The sequence below is a fragment of the Methanospirillum hungatei genome, from assembly GCF_020216685.1.
Classification (GTDB): Archaea; Halobacteriota; Methanomicrobia; order Methanomicrobiales; family Methanospirillaceae; genus Methanospirillum; species Methanospirillum hungatei_B.
In genome coordinates this window covers 1-19,113 of sequence record NZ_JAIWNS010000112.1, presented here as the reverse complement: position 1 = coordinate 19,113, position 19,113 = coordinate 1, and the positions used below count along the sequence as shown (strand labels likewise).

At 46.1% G+C, this 19,113-nt stretch carries 15 protein-coding genes; 3 read left to right on the top strand and 12 right to left on the bottom strand.

Features of this window, described 5'->3' with window-relative positions:
- Together LDL35_RS06885 and LDL35_RS06880 are read right to left on the bottom strand one after the other, a co-directional pair.
- Positions 1 to 462: hydroxyethylthiazole kinase (locus LDL35_RS06885; RefSeq protein ID WP_304020820.1), on the bottom strand; the 462-nt coding region annotated here is incomplete at its 3' end.
- Between the two features lie 92 nt (positions 463 to 554).
- On the bottom strand, positions 555 to 1,991 hold the full coding sequence (locus LDL35_RS06880) for an ATP-binding protein (RefSeq protein ID WP_304020817.1): 1,437 nt from the start codon (positions 1,989 to 1,991) through the stop codon (positions 555 to 557).
- Positions 1,992 to 2,088: 97 nt separating this feature from the next.
- On the opposite strand from LDL35_RS06880, the gene LDL35_RS06875 reads away from it, so the two are divergent.
- Positions 2,089 to 4,746, top strand: coding sequence for an aminotransferase class V-fold PLP-dependent enzyme (locus tag LDL35_RS06875; protein ID WP_304020814.1), 2,658 nt, complete (start codon positions 2,089 to 2,091; stop codon positions 4,744 to 4,746).
- On the opposite strand, the gene LDL35_RS06870 is transcribed toward LDL35_RS06875, so the two are convergent.
- A complete protein-coding gene (locus LDL35_RS06870) occupies positions 4,720 to 5,460 on the bottom strand; it encodes a formate dehydrogenase accessory sulfurtransferase FdhD (protein WP_304020811.1) in 741 nt (246 codons plus the stop codon). The genes LDL35_RS06875 and LDL35_RS06870 overlap by 27 nt on opposite strands.
- Positions 5,461 to 5,518: 58 nt before the next feature.
- Here LDL35_RS06870 and LDL35_RS06865 point away from each other — a divergent pair, with 58 nt between their 5' ends.
- On the top strand, positions 5,519 to 6,049 hold the full coding sequence (locus LDL35_RS06865; protein WP_304020808.1) for a hypothetical protein: 531 nt from the start codon (positions 5,519 to 5,521) through the stop codon (positions 6,047 to 6,049).
- A gap of 1 nt (position 6,050) precedes the next feature.
- Here the strand turns inward: LDL35_RS06865 and LDL35_RS06860 are convergent, their stop codons facing one another.
- The 4 genes from LDL35_RS06860 to LDL35_RS06845 form a co-directional block, all read right to left on the bottom strand.
- Entirely contained in the window at positions 6,051 to 7,103 is a 1,053-nt protein-coding gene (locus tag LDL35_RS06860) for a tetratricopeptide repeat protein (RefSeq protein WP_304020805.1), read from the bottom strand.
- 78 nt (positions 7,104 to 7,181) lie between these two features.
- Positions 7,182 to 9,671, bottom strand: a complete 2,490-nt coding sequence (locus LDL35_RS06855) for a hypothetical protein (RefSeq protein WP_304020802.1) — start codon at positions 9,669 to 9,671, stop codon at positions 7,182 to 7,184.
- Positions 9,668 to 12,139: a protein kinase gene (locus tag LDL35_RS06850; RefSeq protein WP_304020798.1), complete on the bottom strand. Its 2,472-nt coding sequence runs from the start codon at positions 12,137 to 12,139 to the stop codon at positions 9,668 to 9,670. Before LDL35_RS06850 ends, LDL35_RS06855 begins: the two co-directional genes overlap by 4 nt.
- A 53-nt stretch (positions 12,140 to 12,192) precedes the next feature.
- Positions 12,193 to 14,214, bottom strand: a complete 2,022-nt coding sequence (locus LDL35_RS06845) for a protein kinase (protein WP_304020796.1) — start codon at positions 14,212 to 14,214, stop codon at positions 12,193 to 12,195.
- Positions 14,215 to 14,301: 87 nt separating this feature from the next.
- Here LDL35_RS06845 and ftsA point away from each other — a divergent pair, with 87 nt between their 5' ends.
- Complete coding sequence (gene ftsA / locus LDL35_RS06840; RefSeq protein ID WP_304020793.1) at positions 14,302 to 15,654, top strand: coenzyme F390 synthetase; 1,353 nt, start codon at positions 14,302 to 14,304, stop codon at positions 15,652 to 15,654.
- Positions 15,655 to 15,671: 17 nt separating this feature from the next.
- Here ftsA and cmk read toward each other — a convergent pair whose 3' ends face one another.
- The 5 genes from cmk to LDL35_RS06815 form a co-directional block, all read right to left on the bottom strand.
- Positions 15,672 to 16,205: a (d)CMP kinase gene (gene cmk, locus LDL35_RS06835; RefSeq protein WP_304020790.1), complete on the bottom strand. Its 534-nt coding sequence runs from the start codon at positions 16,203 to 16,205 to the stop codon at positions 15,672 to 15,674.
- On the bottom strand, positions 16,205 to 16,810 hold the full coding sequence (locus LDL35_RS06830; RefSeq protein WP_304020787.1) for a DUF106 domain-containing protein: 606 nt from the start codon (positions 16,808 to 16,810) through the stop codon (positions 16,205 to 16,207). The genes cmk and LDL35_RS06830 overlap by 1 nt, the downstream gene beginning before the upstream one ends.
- Positions 16,811 to 16,815: 5 nt before the next feature.
- Complete coding sequence (locus tag LDL35_RS06825) at positions 16,816 to 17,388, bottom strand: adenylate kinase (RefSeq protein ID WP_011449192.1); 573 nt, start codon at positions 17,386 to 17,388, stop codon at positions 16,816 to 16,818.
- Positions 17,389 to 17,401: 13 nt separating this feature from the next.
- Positions 17,402 to 18,841 carry a preprotein translocase subunit SecY gene (gene secY / locus LDL35_RS06820; RefSeq protein ID WP_304020783.1) on the bottom strand — a complete coding sequence of 480 codons (1,440 nt, stop codon included), beginning with the start codon at positions 18,839 to 18,841 and terminating at the stop codon, positions 17,402 to 17,404.
- A gap of 22 nt (positions 18,842 to 18,863) precedes the next feature.
- A partial coding sequence (locus LDL35_RS06815) for an uL15m family ribosomal protein (RefSeq protein WP_304020780.1) occupies positions 18,864 to 19,113 on the bottom strand: 250 nt, incomplete at its 5' end.

The following is a 19,113-nucleotide window of genomic DNA, read 5'->3' as shown; positions in this document are numbered from 1 at the left end:
AAGCCCACTGGTGATTTCAGTTGGATCCCCGGCCACCCCTCCGGAGTCTACACCACGAACCTGTGCCTGTTTCCCAGCAAGGGTCCCAATCTCTCCGGCATTGCCCTTGAGAACAGAGATGGCGAGCTCCTGGATCATTCTCTGAGCCGTGATTGTCCGTAAACTGGTTGCTCCGGCACCGACCGGGTCGAGGATGATAGGAATGCCATGCTTCTCTGCGGTTTTTGCTGCGATAAACATCCGGTCAATCTGGAGGGGATCAAGGGTGCCAATGTTCAGAACAAGAGCTCCTGCAAGTGAAACCATCTCCCCGATTTCTTCTTCTGCATGGGCCATGACGGGTGAAGCGCCGATGCAGAGGGTGATATTGGCACAGTCATTCACCGTGACATAGTTTGTCATATGGTGGACAAGGGGTGTTTTTTCCCTGATATCTGTAAGGATTGATCCAAAAAGTGTCATGAAAATCCAGTATTTCAGGATAAGTCTGCATTGTACGATAAATTATTTTGTAATCCGGCAGATGGAATCAGTAAACTCCCTATTAGAGTGTTTCATCTTCCTGGTATTGTCAGATTTCTAGGTATATGGAGAGAGCTTGATGAATGAATGAGTTTTTCAAGTATTTCAAGATCCATGTATATCACATGTTCCTCATCACCGACAGATGAGAAAGACCTGGCAATGACCATGAACATCTCATTCCGTTCCTTTTCTTTCCAGGAGATAAGACCAGCTTTTTGTTTCAGGTCAAAAGCCACCTTTTTTCCATCAACATTATCCTGCCATTTTACCTCACAAAACAGAATGGATGAATCTGTTTCAGAAATACCAACAATATCAATCTCTTCTCCTTTATGCCACCATCTTCTCATCGACGAAAATATACATGGAAAAGGAAGTTTACCCGCACCATTCAGATAAAATAACAGATCAATAATCATTCGTTCAAATAACGAACCGGTATACTGTGCAAGATACGGGGTGATATTCTCTGTCAAAACCTGTTCTGCAAACCCACTTTCAGCACGTTCCAGATGAGGAAAGATAAATCTGAACCAGAATGAAAACAAATTATCCCTGAAGTAGTAACGACCTTTTCTGCTCCTTTCATCCTCAAATGCAGGAACTTCTTTCCATATGATGTCCAGATCAATAAGTGTAGCAAGATATCGGTTGACCGTACCTTTCTGTATACCGGTATCATTGGTAATCAGATGCTGCGTATTATTTCCCCGGGAGATGGAGAGCAGGATTGCAAAATAATATCGTAGTTCCACAAGTTCCATCCGGAGAAGAAATTCAACCTCCCTGAACAGATACGAGAGGGGATTGAGCAGATTTTTCTCGATTGAATGCTGAATGGTTTCATTGGTATTCACACTCAGTATATAGGCAGGAGTCCCCCCATACACCGCGTAATACTCAACCGCTTTTCTGAAATCCTGAAATATTGGAAGAACTTCATGAAACCGGAATGACCTGAGTAAAAGTTGTCCTGTCCTTCTTCCAAATAATGGACTCCGATATGAAAGAACCTCATCTTCCATCATTCCAATTGATGAACCGGATAAAATCAGGAAAATACGGGTTTCTCGAAGTCTATCGTCCCAATGATACTGAAGTATCGAGAGGATTTTTCTATCTTCTTTTACCAGATAGGGAAACTCATCTATTGCCAGAATGAACCGATTTGTCAAGCGGGATGCAAGATATTCAAAGACTGAATCCCAGGATGTGAAACCATTTTTCCCAATAAATGGATCATCAAAAAATTCCGAGAATGCCTCTGCGAATTGTTCTAACTGATATTTTCGTGAACCCTCACGAACCTGAATGCGGAGCCCCTTATTCTGACGGATAAATTCATTAATAAGTTCACTTTTTCCGACTCTTCTCCTCCCATAGATGATAAAAAACTCAGAACGTGGACCGATGAAACGATCATTGAGCTCGGCCATCTCTGTTTCCCTACCGAAAAAAGTGTACATCACATTATCATAATCGAGAGTACACTAATAATTTTCGTTCCATCTTTGTTCATCACTGACAGGTATCTTATCTCCTCACCCCCTATTATTCAGTGAAATGCACGAGCCGGCTGTGAAAAAAACACTCTACTGGTGTGAACACTGCAATGTTCCCCTGATCGGACGAACCTGCAGCTGCGGCAATGAAGCAAAAACCATCCTCCTTCTTCAGCCCTATGATCTCCGGCCTGCTCTCTCGGCAGATCGGGATCACATCATCCAGGTATTAACATCCCAATACGGTGATGTTCCTGTCCCGAAAGTAATTCTACTCAATAAGACCGGGGGATATGATCGTGCAGAACTGGTCATCATCAACGGGCAGCGATTTGGCTGGTTCACCTTTGATCCGGTGACAAAAACCTATTCACTCGATATTACCCCTGAAGCCTTGCCATTTCTGGTTCCCCATATAACAAAAGGAATCATTGACCTGACGGCTCATATCGATCTGAAAGCTGAAAAAGGGAGAATCGGCGGAAAACGCTTCCCCTTAAAAGAACCGGTCCCGGAGGGATCAGTCATTGTCACGGCGAATGGAAAGTACGGGACGGCCATCGTGAAGGAGGGATATATCAAGGTCAAGGAACTCATCCCCATTACCCCATCCCCTTATCCGGACCCTGACTGGGATGAGGTCATCGCCCACAATACCTATCATCTGAAAAACCTTGAGCGGAACGCTGTCCGAACCATTAAGAGTCACATGAAAGACCGGCCAACAGTCAATGTCTCATTCTCCGGCGGAAAGGACAGCACGGCAGTTCTTCACCTGGCACGAAAAGCCGGGGTAGAGAAGGCCTTTTTTATCGATACCGGACTTGAGTTCCCTGAAACCATCCGTTTCATCGAGGAGCAGGGAGTTGAGATAATCAGGAAGGGTGGCGACTTCTGGCAGGCGGTGGAGAAAGCAGGACCCCCGGGCAAGGACAACCGGTGGTGTTGTAAACTTCTCAAATTACACCCCCTGAAGATATATCTTGCCGACACCGGCCCCTGTGTCACCATTCAGGGGAACCGCTGGTATGAGTCATGGAACCGTGCCGGTCTTGATGAGACCAGTCAGAATCCGGCAAATCCCCTGCAGCTGAATATATCCCCCATCCGGAGTTGGAGGGCATTTGAAGTATTCCTCTATCTCTGGTGGCGGAAGATCCCGATAAACCCCCTGTATGAACGAGGGATAGAGCGGATAGGCTGCTATCTCTGTCCTGCCATGCTTGAGAGCGAATATGACTCCATCCGAAAGACCCATCCGGATTTCACCGGGCGGTGGGATGCATTTCTTCAGAGGTGGGCTGACAAGAAACAGATGCCGGACGCCTATACTGACTGGGGTCTGTGGCGATGGCGGGCACTCCCTCCTAAGATGCGTGAGTTATGCAGGAACATGGGAGTCCATGTCAATAATGATTTCACCCTGGCACCAACGAAGGAGAGAAAGAAGAAGCAGCAAAGCCAGAATGGCTCTCCTATAGAGCAGAAGAGAGCAGAAGTCGGACCGGAGTTGGATGATCTAATCCGTGCAATCAGGCATGATTATCCCATCCTTGCAGATGTCGTGTACCTGGATAACGCTGCGACCAGTTGTTCGCCTGAACCGGTTGTTGAGGCCATGGTTGAATTTGAGCACCGGTACAGGTCAAATGTCGGAAGAGGGGTGCATCGGTTTACCCGGATAGCGACCCAGCGGTACTGGCATGCCCATGAAAAGGTAGCCGAATTCATCGGGGCACAGGGCGGCATTACGGTCTTTACAAAAAATACCACCGAAGCGATCAACATGGTCGCTCATGGCCTCAGCTGGACTCCTGGTGACCGGGTTGTCACGACCATCCTTGAACATCACTCAAACCTCCTGCCCTGGAGATCACTTGAGAAGCAGGGTGTCACCCTTGATATCGTCGGCATACGTCCGGATTATTCCCTGGACATGGATGCATTCCGGAAGATGCTGGAAAAACCGGTCAGACTTGTGGCAATTACCCAGGCATCAAATGTTCTCGGGATCATTACCCCGGTGCATGAGGTAGCCGCCTTGTGCAGGGAAAAAGGAGTGCTCCTTCTCATCGACGGAGCTCAGGCAGCCCCCCATATGCCGGTGAATGTATCGTCAATCGGGTGTGATTTCTACTGCTTTTCCGGGCATAAACTAGGCGGGCCGACCGGCACTGGTGTTCTCTGGATGAAAGAACCCCTCCTGACTCCCCTGATGCAGGGGGGTGGAACCGTTGAATCGGTTACCGGTGACGATGTTGTACTGATACAGGGTTATGAGCAATACGAAGCGGGTACACCCAACATCGCCGGAGGCATCGGATTAGGCGTTGCAGTTGATTACCTCAGGAAAATCGGGATGGACACGATCCATTCCCATGAAGAAGATCTTACCAGCCGCCTGATTGAAGGCCTCCATACCATCGAGAGAGTCCGGGTATATGCATCAAGAAACCCCGAAACCAGAATAGGGGTTGTTTCATTCACCGTTGAAGAGATGCATCCCCATGAGATAGCTCAACGACTGGATGAGCATGATATTCTGGTCAGGTCAGGACATCACTGCTGCCAGCCGCTGATGAATGCCCTGAATCTGCCAGATGGAACGGTTCGGGTCAGTATTGCACATTATAATACCAGAGAGGAGATCGATCTCTTCCTTGCTACTCTGAAAGAGATTATCGCCGGTTCTTCACCGGGTAATCCGTTCAGGTCGTGATAGTATCAATAATCGGGTATCCTGTATGATACCAATACATAGCCCGTTTTTCTGACCTATTTGAGCCGCAAGACGTGTGCAATGTCCGGTCGTGAGGAGAACCGGGATCCCGGCCATCAGGCATTTTCGGACGGTTTCAGAAGTTACGGTATGTGAACAGAGACAATAGGTTGATGAGAAATCAATTTTTCCGATGAGTCCTGCGCCAATCATCCGGTCTGTCACCTGATCATCGCCGATATCCTGCCGGAACATGAGGCATTGAGAAGGCCAGTATAGAGCTGATACAACCAGGCCCGGTTTTTTCTCCTCATTGGCCATGAAATGAGAGAATGATGATGCAAGGATGGAAGCAGGGATGCTAAAGGTCCCCATCAGAACAGGAAGTTTGCCAGGATCGATATACGAGACAGCACCGCCGCATCCGGATAGAATTGTTTTTTTCGGGCCGGGGCTTGTGAATATATTTGTTGTGAGAACACTGGCACGGTTTTTTTCAACCCGTATTGACTCAATTTCATCGGCGGTTTTGATATACTGCTCAGTAAAAAGATAACCAGTCACATATTCACGGGGATTTCCAGGAACGAGAAGAACTGTTGAGATATGCCTGCCATTGATGAATATCGCAACCGGTTCCTCATCACACAAAAATGAAGCAGCATCCTTCGGGGAACCGGACGGATGTTCTGATGAGAGATCAAGAATGTTCATAGATGGATGGAACTTTATGTAATCTGCATATTATATCCAGATAACAGAATATAAACTCATGGAGTACCAAATCATGGGTATGATCAGTCATTCCTGCCTTTCAAGGCTGATGTTTGGAATCATCGCCATTCTTATCATCCTAATCTCCCTCTCGTCACCGTCTGTTGGCATTTCTCATCCTGCCAATGTATCTGATGTCGATCTCCAAATCATTTCAATCAATATTCCACCGGAAGAAAGAACCGTGTATCCCGGAGTTACTATCCATCCGATCATAACAGTTCATAATAAAAACAACCAGACTGATATGAAAAATTCGATTCTGCTCTCTGCAACACTTGGGCCGGCCACCCTTCTTCAGAATAATACCTATCTGGATGCTCCGGGGGATGGAGAGAGCAGGGAGTACCGCATACCTTTTATGGTCCCGTTTATTCAGCCCGGAACATACGCCCTGACTATCAGTGGAGAGCAGAAATTACGTGATGGAAAAGAGGGGATCTTGTTTGGAAGTATGAAATCAAAAACGATGATAGAGGTGAAACAACCAAGACCAGAGATCGGGAAAAAGATGTGTAATTGCAGATAGGTTATCTGAAAATTTTATCCCTGAAATAAAAAATACCAAAGATACCGAGAGCAGTGAGTATATATAACTCCGGATGGCTGAATAGAAAAGAGAGATCCGACGTTTTATCCTGTTGATAATATGTATACTCTCTCTTTAATCTCTCTAAAAGATTCGTCTGATCCGGAGTGAGAGCTGATTTTGGGATAGAATCAAGAGTCTCTTTTGCTTTCGCCATCTTTCCCTGACGCATCAGTGCCTCAGCAAGACCCAGGGAAGCGTCAATATTTTTCGGATCGAACGAGAGGCTATTTTGAAACGACTCTTCTGCATGTCTATAGTCCTGTAATTTGGAATATAACTCGCCCATATAACTGTACACCAGAGGATCATTACCGGAAAATTTCAGCCCTTCAAGTTCCTGAATGGCTTTATCCGGCATATTCAGGGTAGAGAATGCACGAGACCTCTTCTTTCGAAGACCATCAGACATCCCTGGATCTGTTTCATTTTGAAGGGAACGATTCCAGGCATCAAGTGCAGAATGAAAATCCCCTTTTGCCCGGTAGGCATCACCTGTTTTTCTGGAATAGGAAGGATTGCTGGGATCGATCCGTTCTGCAAGGAGATAAGATTGAAGAGCTGCATCATACTTTCCTGATTCCATGAACCGATCCCCTTCTCTTTCCAATTGACCAGGATCTGAAATGACCACGTATCCGGGATCAGGTCCCTGATGGTGAGAGACTATGCTTTCACCGTTATTGGCATCAACCGGATATTTTATCCGCTCAGCACCATACAACTCACGGACTTCTGATAAAGGAGGAGAAGATGAGTCATCACAGGCATCAGGATTAAGAAGGCATCTCCCGGTTTTAAAGGCTTCTTCAGCCTCCATATCTCTCCCCATATCAGCAAGGACAGTTCCTTTCCAGAGCCATCCATAGGGCCAGGAGGGATTCGTCTGAACAACCGATTCAAATAACTGAAGAGCGGCCTCCCGATCACCGGAGTTATACATATCAACACCTTCTGCAAGTAATTTTTCAAATTCTGCTGGTGTTGCAGACACACCGGAGACGAGGAGAAAAATAATAAGGAGAATCGAGCAAATTACAGGTGAAGAATTACCATTAAGAATCATATTTCATTATTTTTTAATAGTTCGCAGCAGGATATCTATTTCATGAACCATTTCCCGAATATCTCCATACCGTTCATTTTTATCAATATGTACGGATTTTTCAATAATTGAATCATACACCCTATAATCTGACCGAAAATGTGAGGGCAGCGAACTTATGCTCTCATTACAGGTGAGAACCTGTCCTGATAAAAGATAATAAAAGATCGCTCCGACCTGATAGATATCCGTCTTTTTACCAGGATTGCCAAATTTTTCAGGATTCCTCTGCTCAGGGGCAATAACCCAGCAATCATCAGGAATGCCTGACTGAATTAACGCAGATGTATCAAACCCGGAGATTTTCGGCTGTAATTTATCATCAAGAAAGATGACAGAGGGCTCAAGAAGATAGTGACGGACACCCTGCCGGTGTATATAATCAATCCCTTCTGCTAGCCCCCGGACAATGCGAAGTGCTGCCCTGGCAGGTATGGGCACTTTCAGATCTGCTAGCGAATAGATCCTCTTTTTCGATTGTATTGCACCGGATGGAAGATCAAATTCCAGGAAATAAACAGGATCACGTTCCCAGAACTTGATCTGCATAATGTTCATATGCTTAAGTGACCGCCACGCCTGTATCTGTAATTCAACCTGAGAGGCAGGGATTATCCCGGAATCAAGAACCCTGACAGCAACTTCTATATTATCAGCAGCCCGGAGAGCCCGGTACATAATACCAAGCCTATCTGTTGAGATCAATGCAGATGGTTTGTAGATGGGCAGTAAAGAGTCTGGAAATCCTGTCAAAGAGGGAGAGAGAGATACCTGAGTGGCATTGCCGGCCTGTGCATCCACCTTTCTCTTTACATCAGGCTCATGGTCACGTATGTCAGATGAATCCATGGTATTAGCTTCTGAAGACGAATCCATCTTCCTCTTAATCAGATCCCGATACCGCTTGAGGGTACCATCATCATTCCCCAAATCGATCTGCTGGTTAAACCATTCCAGGGATTCTGAGTACTTTTTGGAGAAGAATAGAAATATCCCCTTATTGTAAGGGATCTTCACCGACAGAGGGAAGGAATATTCATTTTCAGTCAGGATATGCAATTTTTTGAATACCGATAGTTCATCAGAATCAGGAATGTCCATTAAAAATTCGATTCCCCGCTCTTCTCCTGATGCAAGAAGGACTGAATCTGCTTCAAGAGGAAAGGGATTGTTATTTTTTATCTTCAGTATTGCAATGATCTTCCCGTTTTTCTGAATGAAGCGTTCGAAAAACCATGAGAGATCGATATCTCTGGGCATGATACGATACCGAAGGTGAATAACCCGGCTTTTTTCTGTTCCGTTCCCATCAATATACGAAACCTGCTGGGATACCTCACAATCTCCAGGATCATCATCAGATATCTCCCGAAAAACAATCCTGCATTCTCCAGGGTCAATCCGAATCGTATCAACAACAATTGGTTTGGTCCCCAGGTTTGTAATTTTTAATTTGAGTGATTTTTTATCTCCCTGTTTAAATAGTCCGGGAACCGGGTCAAACCTCACATCATCAGATGTTGTTCTTCTTCGTGTTTCGATTGCAAAATCCCGGCCACTCTCCTTCTGAACAGAGGAGGGAAGCACTTGTGAAACCACGAATTTTATCTTTTTGATCTCACCAGAAATTACCACAATAGAAATTACCGCTACCACTGTCAGCGCAATAATTACCCCGAGGATGATGAAAAAGTTAGATAAGATCAAAGTCAGGATGGGATTTGAGTTTTCCAGTAAGAGTGATTCTTTTGTTTCAATCAAAACCCCAGACTTTTCCGGACTATAGGTGATTGTATGGATGGTGTTTGGTTTTACCTCAATATCCCTCTCCATCACGCCTTCTTTTCCTTTCATCACAACATGATGCATGCCCACCGGAATATCAGGAAGGGTTAGCGGGGTCAGACCTGCAGGCATACCATCAAGTTCAACAGGTACATGAAGTGGGCCTGCAGTAACCTGTATACTACCGGTATTCTGATCTTTATGCGGCAATCCAGGAGTAATTTCCATTGAGAAGAGAACCGGATCTGAAATACGGTTCGTTTTCCCGTTTGGTAACAATCGGACAACAGCAAATGCGAGTTTTACCTGACCGACACTATGCGCGGATATGAGAAAAGGAAACTGATAACTCTGTCCGGTATGGACCCGGGATCCTTTCGGTAACAGTTGTAACGATGGTTCAATGGTAATAAGGTTTGAATCCCCGGAATATTCGACACCTATCTTTTCAACATCATGTTCCCAGGCAGTCATACCCGTATTACGGAACTCAACCATGTATTGACCATTCTGACCTGGATACATGACATCAGGAATGCTATCTGAAGAGTACTCTCCGCCCTGAAACGTAATACCAGATATTGAACTCTGATCAACACAACAGACAGGAGTAATACATAAAAACGGTATCACGAAGGAGATCAATAGAATTAAAAACGAACGGGAACTCATCCATCATCTCCGGAAGATGCCATTCCTTCTCTCATATCAAAATCAGATTTTATTTCCTTTAGCTCATCTAAAAAAGCCTCAACTGAAGCATACCGATCCTTTTTAAAACGGGCTGTAAGTTTCTTTACCAATGGAATATACAACTCAAGAGGTGGATCAGAAGACACATTACCCATTGTCATTGAGATAATCTCATCCGCAGATTCTTCCTTTCCCATTATCCGGCCGGTCATCAGCCAGAGCCATATTGCTCCCAATTGGAATATATCCGTCCTTTTTCCGGGTTTGCCAAAAAAGGAAGAATCCACCTGTTCTGGCGCACAGACGAAAAATTCCTCAACACCGCTTCCTCCCGCACTTCGAAGTGATTCACGAATAAGACCAGAGATTTTTGGATTCAGTGGCTCATCCAGTAGAATATATTTCGGTGAGAGATGGTAATGACGGACACCCTGCCGGTGAAGATACGCAAGCCCTTCTGCAATCTTTTCAATCAGCAGGAAAGAGACGGGAAAGGGGAGCGGGACTGGTAAATCTGATACCCTCATATATTGTTTTCCTTCATACCACCCTCCGGAGACAAATTCAAGCTCAAGCATGACAACCGGAGTAAATTCAGCCTTGTACATCCGGAGCACATAGGGATGACGAAGTTGATAGAGAAGAGAGATTTCGGTGAATAACGATGAGCCGATTTTTTCTATGGGCCGGGGAATTTTAAGAGCACGTAAATCACCAGTGTCATTTTTCCGGACCAGGATAACCGTAGCAAATGGATCATCACCCAGAACACGGATAGGAGTATACCGATCGAGGAGTTCATCAGGATAATCTTTAATTGTAGGCTTGGGATCAGGTTCACGGTTTTCTTTACGTCTGACCTGATCTTGTTCTAATTTTTTCAGGGCATTTTTTGCTTCAGTATTGGTAGGATCCATCTCAATAATTTCAGCAAGGAGGGCTGATGCTTCTTCTTCAAGACCCCATCCGATGAGAATGTGTGCCTGATGTAATAATGCCTCAATATTTTTTGGATCAGCATGTAATACTGACAAGAAATATTCATAGGCTTTTTCAACAACCCCCCTGGCAAGGAGAGCGATACCACGATTATAATGAATTGAGATTTTTCTGATTATTTCTGACCCTTCAAATATTATCCGAAGAGGAAAAATGACATCCGGATTATCATCAACAGGTTCTTTCAATCCAACAGGAATTAAACCAAATCCTCCTGCACCAATACTTTGATCATCTATGGAAATTGGAGAACCAGAGTGGTTTGAGACACCTAAACTCGCAATCGCAGATCCTTGTTTTACATCAATACCCTGAACCCTGACCTCGATATCAGGGGCAACCTGAGGAGAGTCAGGCTTTTTTCCCCCGTCTGAAGATTCTTTTCCGATTATGCTCTTTCCAACACCTCGAACCTTTGAATCGTATCCTTTCACATTCTGACCAGATATTGGCATAGCGGTGATACGACCTGAGCTTATAGGATCAGAAGACGGGGATAATCCTTCAAATAATGGTTTCTGACTGTGTATTTTATCCAGGAGATTTTTTTCTTTTTTTGCCCGCTCTTTTTCAGGGTCCTCTTCATCCTCCTTATCTTCTTTTTTCTTTCTCTCCTCTTCGGTTCGGTTTCGTTTTCTCAGTCCGTACATACCAACACCGATACACACGAGAAGGATCATTGAGATTATCATTATCAACGGAATATTTGCTTCAATATATCCGATAATGGTGCCGTCAGATACCGGTCCTGCCTTTTTCTTTGTAATAACAGGGCTTTTTTCATCACCCTTCACGAGAAGCCGTGTCATAACTCCCCGTTCCACATCAACCGGATATGTCCGCTCAAAGGTATCATTCTTCACCTGTATCCTGTACTGACCTGGTTTCACATCAGCAATTATCGCAGGGACATTCCCCATAAATGCTGAATCAAGGTAAACATCCAGATCCAATACCCAGCTTTCTACAAAGATCGACCCATTTACCGGTGATGAGATCCCGTCGGTCGGGACAATGGTCACATGCTTCACAAACACTTCGGTTATCTTCTGGTCACCGGTTGCTGACCGCATGACAACCGAGAAGGAGAGATCATAAGAACCCGGAGTCCCCACCGGAAGGAGCGTAAATCCAAAAGTTGCATGTTTTCCAGGAGTAATATTCAGATCACGGGAGATCTCAACAAAAGAAGGGATAGCAGTAACTTTTGTCATATCCCCTTCATAGAGGAGGCCGATCCTCCTCATTTCATCCTGCCAGCTGACAAGACCGGTGTTCCGGAATGTAACCAGAACAGGATATGAATGACCTGGGAGTAACGTATCGGGGATGGTATCTGATATGTACGATGGTCCAAAGCCCGGAGCTGTCACCCACTGCTCTTGTGCATAAACCGGGGATATTGTAGCAGGAATGATAAGGAGAATGAATAGTATGACAGGGACCATACGTACCAGGCTCAAAGAATCAGATATACGTACAGCCTATTTATACTACCGGTTTAGGCCTTTCTGACGCTATCGAGATCTTTGATAAATTCATCCATCAGATAATACCGACCGGATTTTTTTCGTGATAACATCCGCACAATGATAGGATCATACTTCTCAAGACTTTTCCTGAAAGCGGATGGTAAAATCAGTTCATCAGCATGATCCTCAAACGTCCCTTCATGCCCTGATTTTTGAAATGCTTCTGGACTATACGGGAGATACCCGGTCAGAAGTTCATAAAAAATTACCCCCAGCTGGTAGATATCCGTTCTTCGCCCGGGATTTCCATACTTTTGTTCATCCCTCTGCTCAGGTGTTATAAATGCCGCGGTAGCACCTCTGACATCAGAATCCTTAACAGAAAATCCGAGTTCATTCCTTCCCCTGGCAAACCCGGAGACCTTTGCGCGAAGTTTCGGGGTCAGAAGAATATCTCCGGACTGGAGATGATAATGACGGACACCAATATCATGGGCATATTTCAGCCCTTCCGCGATATCACGGACAAGGGATACCGCATACTGTTCCCGGATAGGTTTTGGAAGACCGGTCAGTGAAGTATGAACCATCCCCTTGTATGATACCCCGTCAAGGTACTCATTTTCAAGATAGGACATATCATCCAGAAATTCAGATTTGAACAGATGCACAATGTTCGGATGACGAAGGGATCTCCAGACCGCTGACTCTTTCTGAAGAATCTCGCTCCCCGGCTGTTTTGAGTGCCCGACCTTGAGTGCCCGGACATCACCACTTTCCTTTTTCCTTACCTTATAGACACGGGCATAGGTATCATCCCCGGCAACACCCAGTGGTTCATACCGGTCCCGAAGAGCGTGAGGGAACCCATATATCCCCTCAATCTCCCGTCCTTCCTGGTCAGGGTCCTCGACATCAGGCAATGATTCGTCTTCTTCAGTCTCTATGGGCTTTCTCTCCGAACTCTTCCCTTCACGCCGGGTTGTCCGATCACGGACATTCTTTCGGGTTCCTGACTCTGAACCAGCAGTTTTTCCCTGTTCACGTCTGCGATCACCATCAGCAACACCTGATGCATCCGCACCACCACCGGTACTTTCTCCTTTCCCATCCTTACCTAATCCCCGATGGAATCTGCTCTTCCCATCTGCGGTTGGAGCGAGCAGAATGAGGGGCCTTGTATACCGTCGTACCGGATGATGCTCAGGAATCCTCTTTGTATCCATCATGATGACCTGAAATCCGAAAAACAGGATGATGATACTGATGATAATGAGAGATATATTATCAAGGAGCCAGCCAAGCGGGGTAAACTTCAGGAGTTGCTCAGTTGATACCACTGGTTTTTCAGATGTTGTCAGATCAACGGTGACTCTGCTGACCGATCCAGGTTCAACCCGTACCTGCGCCCATTTTCGATCATAATCAGGATGGGAGACGGTAATCTCATACTGAGCAGGGTTCAGATCAGGCAACGTAAGAGGTGTTTTTCCTTTCTCCTCACTGCCCATACTGACCATGGCACCCGTTGGAGTAGATTGAATAATAATTGAACCCACATTCCCGGATGAAACCCCCTCTTTTGGGATAACAATGATCTTTTTGGTAAAACCATTCGGAAAAGGTGTATATTTATCCTCACCCTTTCTTGTTGACATTGAAAAACTGAGCTCATATTCACCGGGTTTATCCGGAGGGGTCAAAACAAAGGGAAAGGAGATCTCTTCCTGTGATGCTACTTTCATCCCCGCTGGAATGGGAGAGAAGACCGGTTCGACAGTGATGGATGACTGTAATCCCTGGTAGAGAAGACCGAATTTTTCAACCCCCCATTCCCATGAGACCATCCCGTTATTCCGAAATGAGATGACCACCGGATATGATGAACCAGCCTCAAGTGAGGAGGGGATGGTGTCTGATACATAATCTCCCTTATAATAACCGACGCCCGATGTCCCGCCCGTACCAAAGAGATCATCCGCAGCATACACACCTGGAGCTATGAAAACCAGAAGAGTAAGAAAGATGAGACCGCCCACACTCATATTCATCCAATTCTGGTTTGTTCCAATCATACCAAGGACTCCGTGTATAGTCCGGGGAAATGTATAAACAATTCTTAGACCTATGATTCAAAAATGCATCCATCTCATTTTCTTAGACCAGATATAGAAACGATGAACTATCCTGATTTAGAGACACTCATCGATGAGCGGATACAGTATACAGTTCATTATGCTGCAGAACACAGTCCCTTTTATAAAAAATTCTACCGGGAACACAATATCAGCCCTGATGACATCAAAAGTCATGAAGATCTGCTGGAACTTCCGGTAATAAGCGGACAGGTGATCAGGGAGAACCAACCGCCGGTCACGAGCGATTTCATGTTTAAAAGCCTTGACTGGAAAGACATCTATACCATCCATGAGACAAGCGGAACGAGTGGCACCCCAAAGAGTTTCTTCCTCTCGTGGGATGACTGGAAACGGTACGCAGAAAAGTATGCCCGGATCTTTGTTTCGCAGGGTTTTTCGGCAGAAGACCGGATGATCATCTGTGCAAGTTATGGGATGAATGTTGGGGCAAATACGATGACCCTTGCAGCCCGTGAAGTTGGCATGAGTATCATCCCCACCGGTAAGTGCACCTTCCCGATCCGTCTCATCCAGTCCTATCAGCCGACAGGAATTGTAGGAAGCGTCTTTAAATTTTTACGCCTGGCGCGACGGATGAAAGCGGAGGGAATGGACCCGGCAGACTCCAGCATCCGAAGGCTTGTCGTCGGCGGTGAGAGTTTTGCCGATGAATCCAGAAATTATGTCAAAGAACTCTATGACTGTGAGGTCTACAACAGTTACGGGAGCACGGAAGGGACCATGTGCGGAGAGTGCCAGGCTGTTGCCGGCCTCCATGTTCCGGAGGATATTGTCCATCTGGATATCCATGATCCCAGGCACCAGCGTTTTCTCCCGGATGGTGAAGAGGGACATATCGTTCTGACTACACTTTTGAAACCCGGAGAGCGATGCGGGTCGCTTCTCATCAATTATGATACAGATGATACCACAAAAGTTATCAGCAGAAGCAGGTGCCCATGCGGACGAACTCACATGAGAATTCTGAATCCCTGGCGGGAAGCTGAGACCATCCAGATCTTTGAAGTCCCGATTAACCGGATAGACATCGAGCGTGCTGTTTTCCAGCCTGAAAACCTGCCATCACTCACCGGAGAGTATGAAGCATTCGTGTATGGCGAAGAAGAGAATGAAATAACGCTCCGGATATCGGTTGAAGCTGAAGACAAGGATGCATGCAGCATTCATGATATCACCGATGTGATCACTGGGACAATCCTGAAACACAAACCAGAACTTATCGGGAGTTATGATGACGGTATATTCCAGATACTCGTCCATATCACAGGCCCGGGAGGACTTGAGCTTCATCATATCCGGGGAAGACCAAAACGGCTTATTGACAGAAGATAAAAAAGAAGGGGACGTATTCACTTTTTTGAAAGTGTCTGGATCGCAGAAGAGACAATAATTCCCAGTTGTTCCACGGTCCACATCTCAGTATCCAGCACCAGATGATAGGGACTGAGTGATCCGATATCAATATCATAATATTGCTGATACCGGAGGGCTTCACATGCCTCCCGCTCTTTTGTTGCCTGCATGGCTGCTGTGAGGTCCGAAAACTGATCCCGGTCAAATATTCGTCTGACCCTGCACTCAAGCGATGCTTTCAGCCAGATCTTCAGGTCTGCCTCCTGAATCATCCAGCCTGACAACCTTCCTTCTGCAATAATATGAGTATTTGAAAGGGCTATCTCCCGTTGACGCTCATCGATCAGTTTGTCTACCGAGGGATCCTCCTCGCAGAATGATCCAAACTCAGCCAAGGTCAGACCACGCTCCCGTGCCATCTGTCTGAAGACTTCTCCTGCAGAGATGACATCGAGCCGGTGCATCTCTGCGAGATGATAGGTGAGTGAGGTCGTTCCGCTCCCAGGAAGACCACTGATCGTAATGCGCATTACAGGCCCCCGATATCAAGTGCCTTTCTGATAACCTGTGACAATGTGATCGAACAGAGCATATACCATATGATCCATGCAGGGGCTGGGCCAAGGATGAGATCAGTCAGATGTACAAGGCCAAAGAATGGCATGTTTATCATCGCATCAAAATGATTAAGGCGGAATATGAGCCAGAAGAAAATCGGAAGGGTGATAACCATGATATACCCCATAGGCTTGAACTGAGCCTGGCTCATCTCCATCTGTTCCTGCATCATCCTGGAGCGTTTGGCTTCGAGTTTCTTTATCTGCTTCTCATCTTTTGAGAGCATTGCTTCCCGGTATTCTTTTTGAAATTCCTTCATCCGGTTCTGCGTCTGTTTCATCTTTTTATAATCGATGGTATACTTCTGGATGATTGACGAGTAAAAACCGGTCATTGCGGAGAGAATGATGATCACAATGTAAAAAGGAATATGGAATGTGTCCACAAGCGGGCCGAGGACAACATTGAGAGAGGTTCCAAGTCCATCACGGACAGCCTCAATACTGGCAATAAATAAAAGCCCCATAGCCAGAATCAGGGGCATCATACTCATGGTTGCTGACTGCGATCCTGCCATGACGGTTACCTGAGCACCTGAACCATCTCTTCTACTGCCTTTTCAAGCAGGAAGTCAGGGTTCTTGATATATCGAACGGTGCAGCCGGTCAGCATGGCATATGATGCTGCTACTGCACGGTTGAAATCCTGATGATCCTGAATATCCTGGTACCCTTCGATATCACGGATTCGTGATGTATCAGATAATCTGCGCTTTAAGATCTGATCAGAATCAGTCTCAACAAGGATGATTAAATCAGGTTTTAACTCTTTCAGAACCCATTCAGGAAGACCTGCAAGGAATCCTACCGGAGTTTTTACTGATGCATGAGTATCGATGATAATGTTACCATCGATCCGGGCGATCGCCTGTGAAGCCAGTTGCTGAAGTCTTTTCTGGGAATTTTTATCAAGTTTCCGCATCTCATCACGGTCTTTGACAATATTCTCCTTTTGCGCAACTTCAAACATAAAAGTGCCAAAATTTATGCTCTGATATGGCACTCCTTCTTCTTCAAGCCGTCTGATTGACTCAGTAATGACCGAGGTCTTGCCGACCCCGGGCACTCCGGTAATGATGACTTTCTTCCCGGTCATACTGGATTCTCTTTTATTCCTTACCAAAGAATGTTCGCATGAACGGATACATCTCCATGATCTGTTCACTGGCGATCTGTTCGTACAGCCGATAGGTAATTGAAACGGTAAGCAGCAGACCGGTACCGGATACAGCACCAATCACACCAAAGAGGTTGGCTACTACCGACATTATTCCAATAAAAACCCCACCGATAACCGTGACACGGGGGATATACCGGTCAAGAACTTTCTCAAGAACGGCCGGGTTTCTCCGGTATCCGGGGATGGACATTCCGGAGAGCTGGATCTGACGGGCAACTGCCTTGGAGTCAAGACCCGCAGTCTTCACCCAGAACAGAGCGAATACGGCTCCTCCGACGATCATAATAATGGTATCAATACCCAGTCGGATAAGAACCTCCCAGGCTGCATGTCCACCTATGTAATTCGGCATCCACCACATCCAGTCAGACGGGTGATTGATCGGGGCAAGATACCACATCAGGCCACCGGTCGGAGTCTGCCCTTCATAGGTTCCGAATATAGTAATCCCCACATTATTCAGGAATAATCCGATCATCTGGACGTTAGCCTGCAGAACACGGACAAGAATCATCGGAAGCACACTGGCGTAGATGAGTTTGACCGGGAACCGGGCCCTGGCACCTCGTACCTGGGTATGTGCGAGAGGGATCTCAACCCTGGTGGATTCCACATACACAATCAGAATGAAGATTGCGATGGTGGTGATGAATGCTATGAGATCGGTTCCGAAATACTGGATGAAATTCGCCCCGTCAAGGACGACTGCAAACAGTCGGGGGAAGAATCCGACCGGATACATATCATTCACAGGAGCCCAGTTGATGAACCCGTTAATGATTGCTTCAGAGATACCGGCTATGATGAACAGTCCGACACCAGAGCCGATACCCCATTTGGTAACCACTTCATCCATCAGGAAGATGAGGACTCCGCCGATACATATCTGAATAAAGATAATTAACGACAGAGCCCCGCTGTTCCCTCCGAATAATGCAGATACTATGGCTGGATCTGGTTTTAAGAATCCTCCGACGATCATCGGCAGGGCTTCTACCACGATCATGATGAAGATCATGAGTTTCTGAAGACCCATGTACTGGATCTGGCCCCTGATTTCTGAAGTGTCAATATGAATAAGGTCAGCACCTTTGAGGAGCTGAAGAACGATTGAAGCGGTAACAATAGGACCGATTCCTAAGTGGACAATCGAACCGCTTGAACCGGCAAGCAGAGCACGGAAGTACTGGAACATATCCTGTGATTCAGGAGAAAGCCCAAAAACAGGAATATTCGTGAGAGCAAAATATAAAATTAAAATTGCTGCTGTCCAGGCAAGTTTGTTCTTAAAATGAACATGGCCTTCTGGCGTTTTGACTGCCGGCATTTTGGCCAGAATTGGCTCCATCCGGTCGAGTATCTCACCCATTCAGAACCTCCCAGGGATCAAATCAGGAGAGCAGGGCGTGACCGCCCTTTGCCTCGATCTTCTGGATCGCAGACTGGGAGAACGCCTCTGCAGTTATATTCATCTTGCTGGTGACCTGACCACCACCAAGAACCTTCTCAATTCCAATATCTGCTGCATTGAGAACGATTGCATCGCCGTCCCGGGTTGCTGTCCCCTGCTCTAAAAGTGACGGGAGAATCTGATCAATCTGGCCGATATCCAGAACATTTCCGGTCATGGATGTGCGGTGA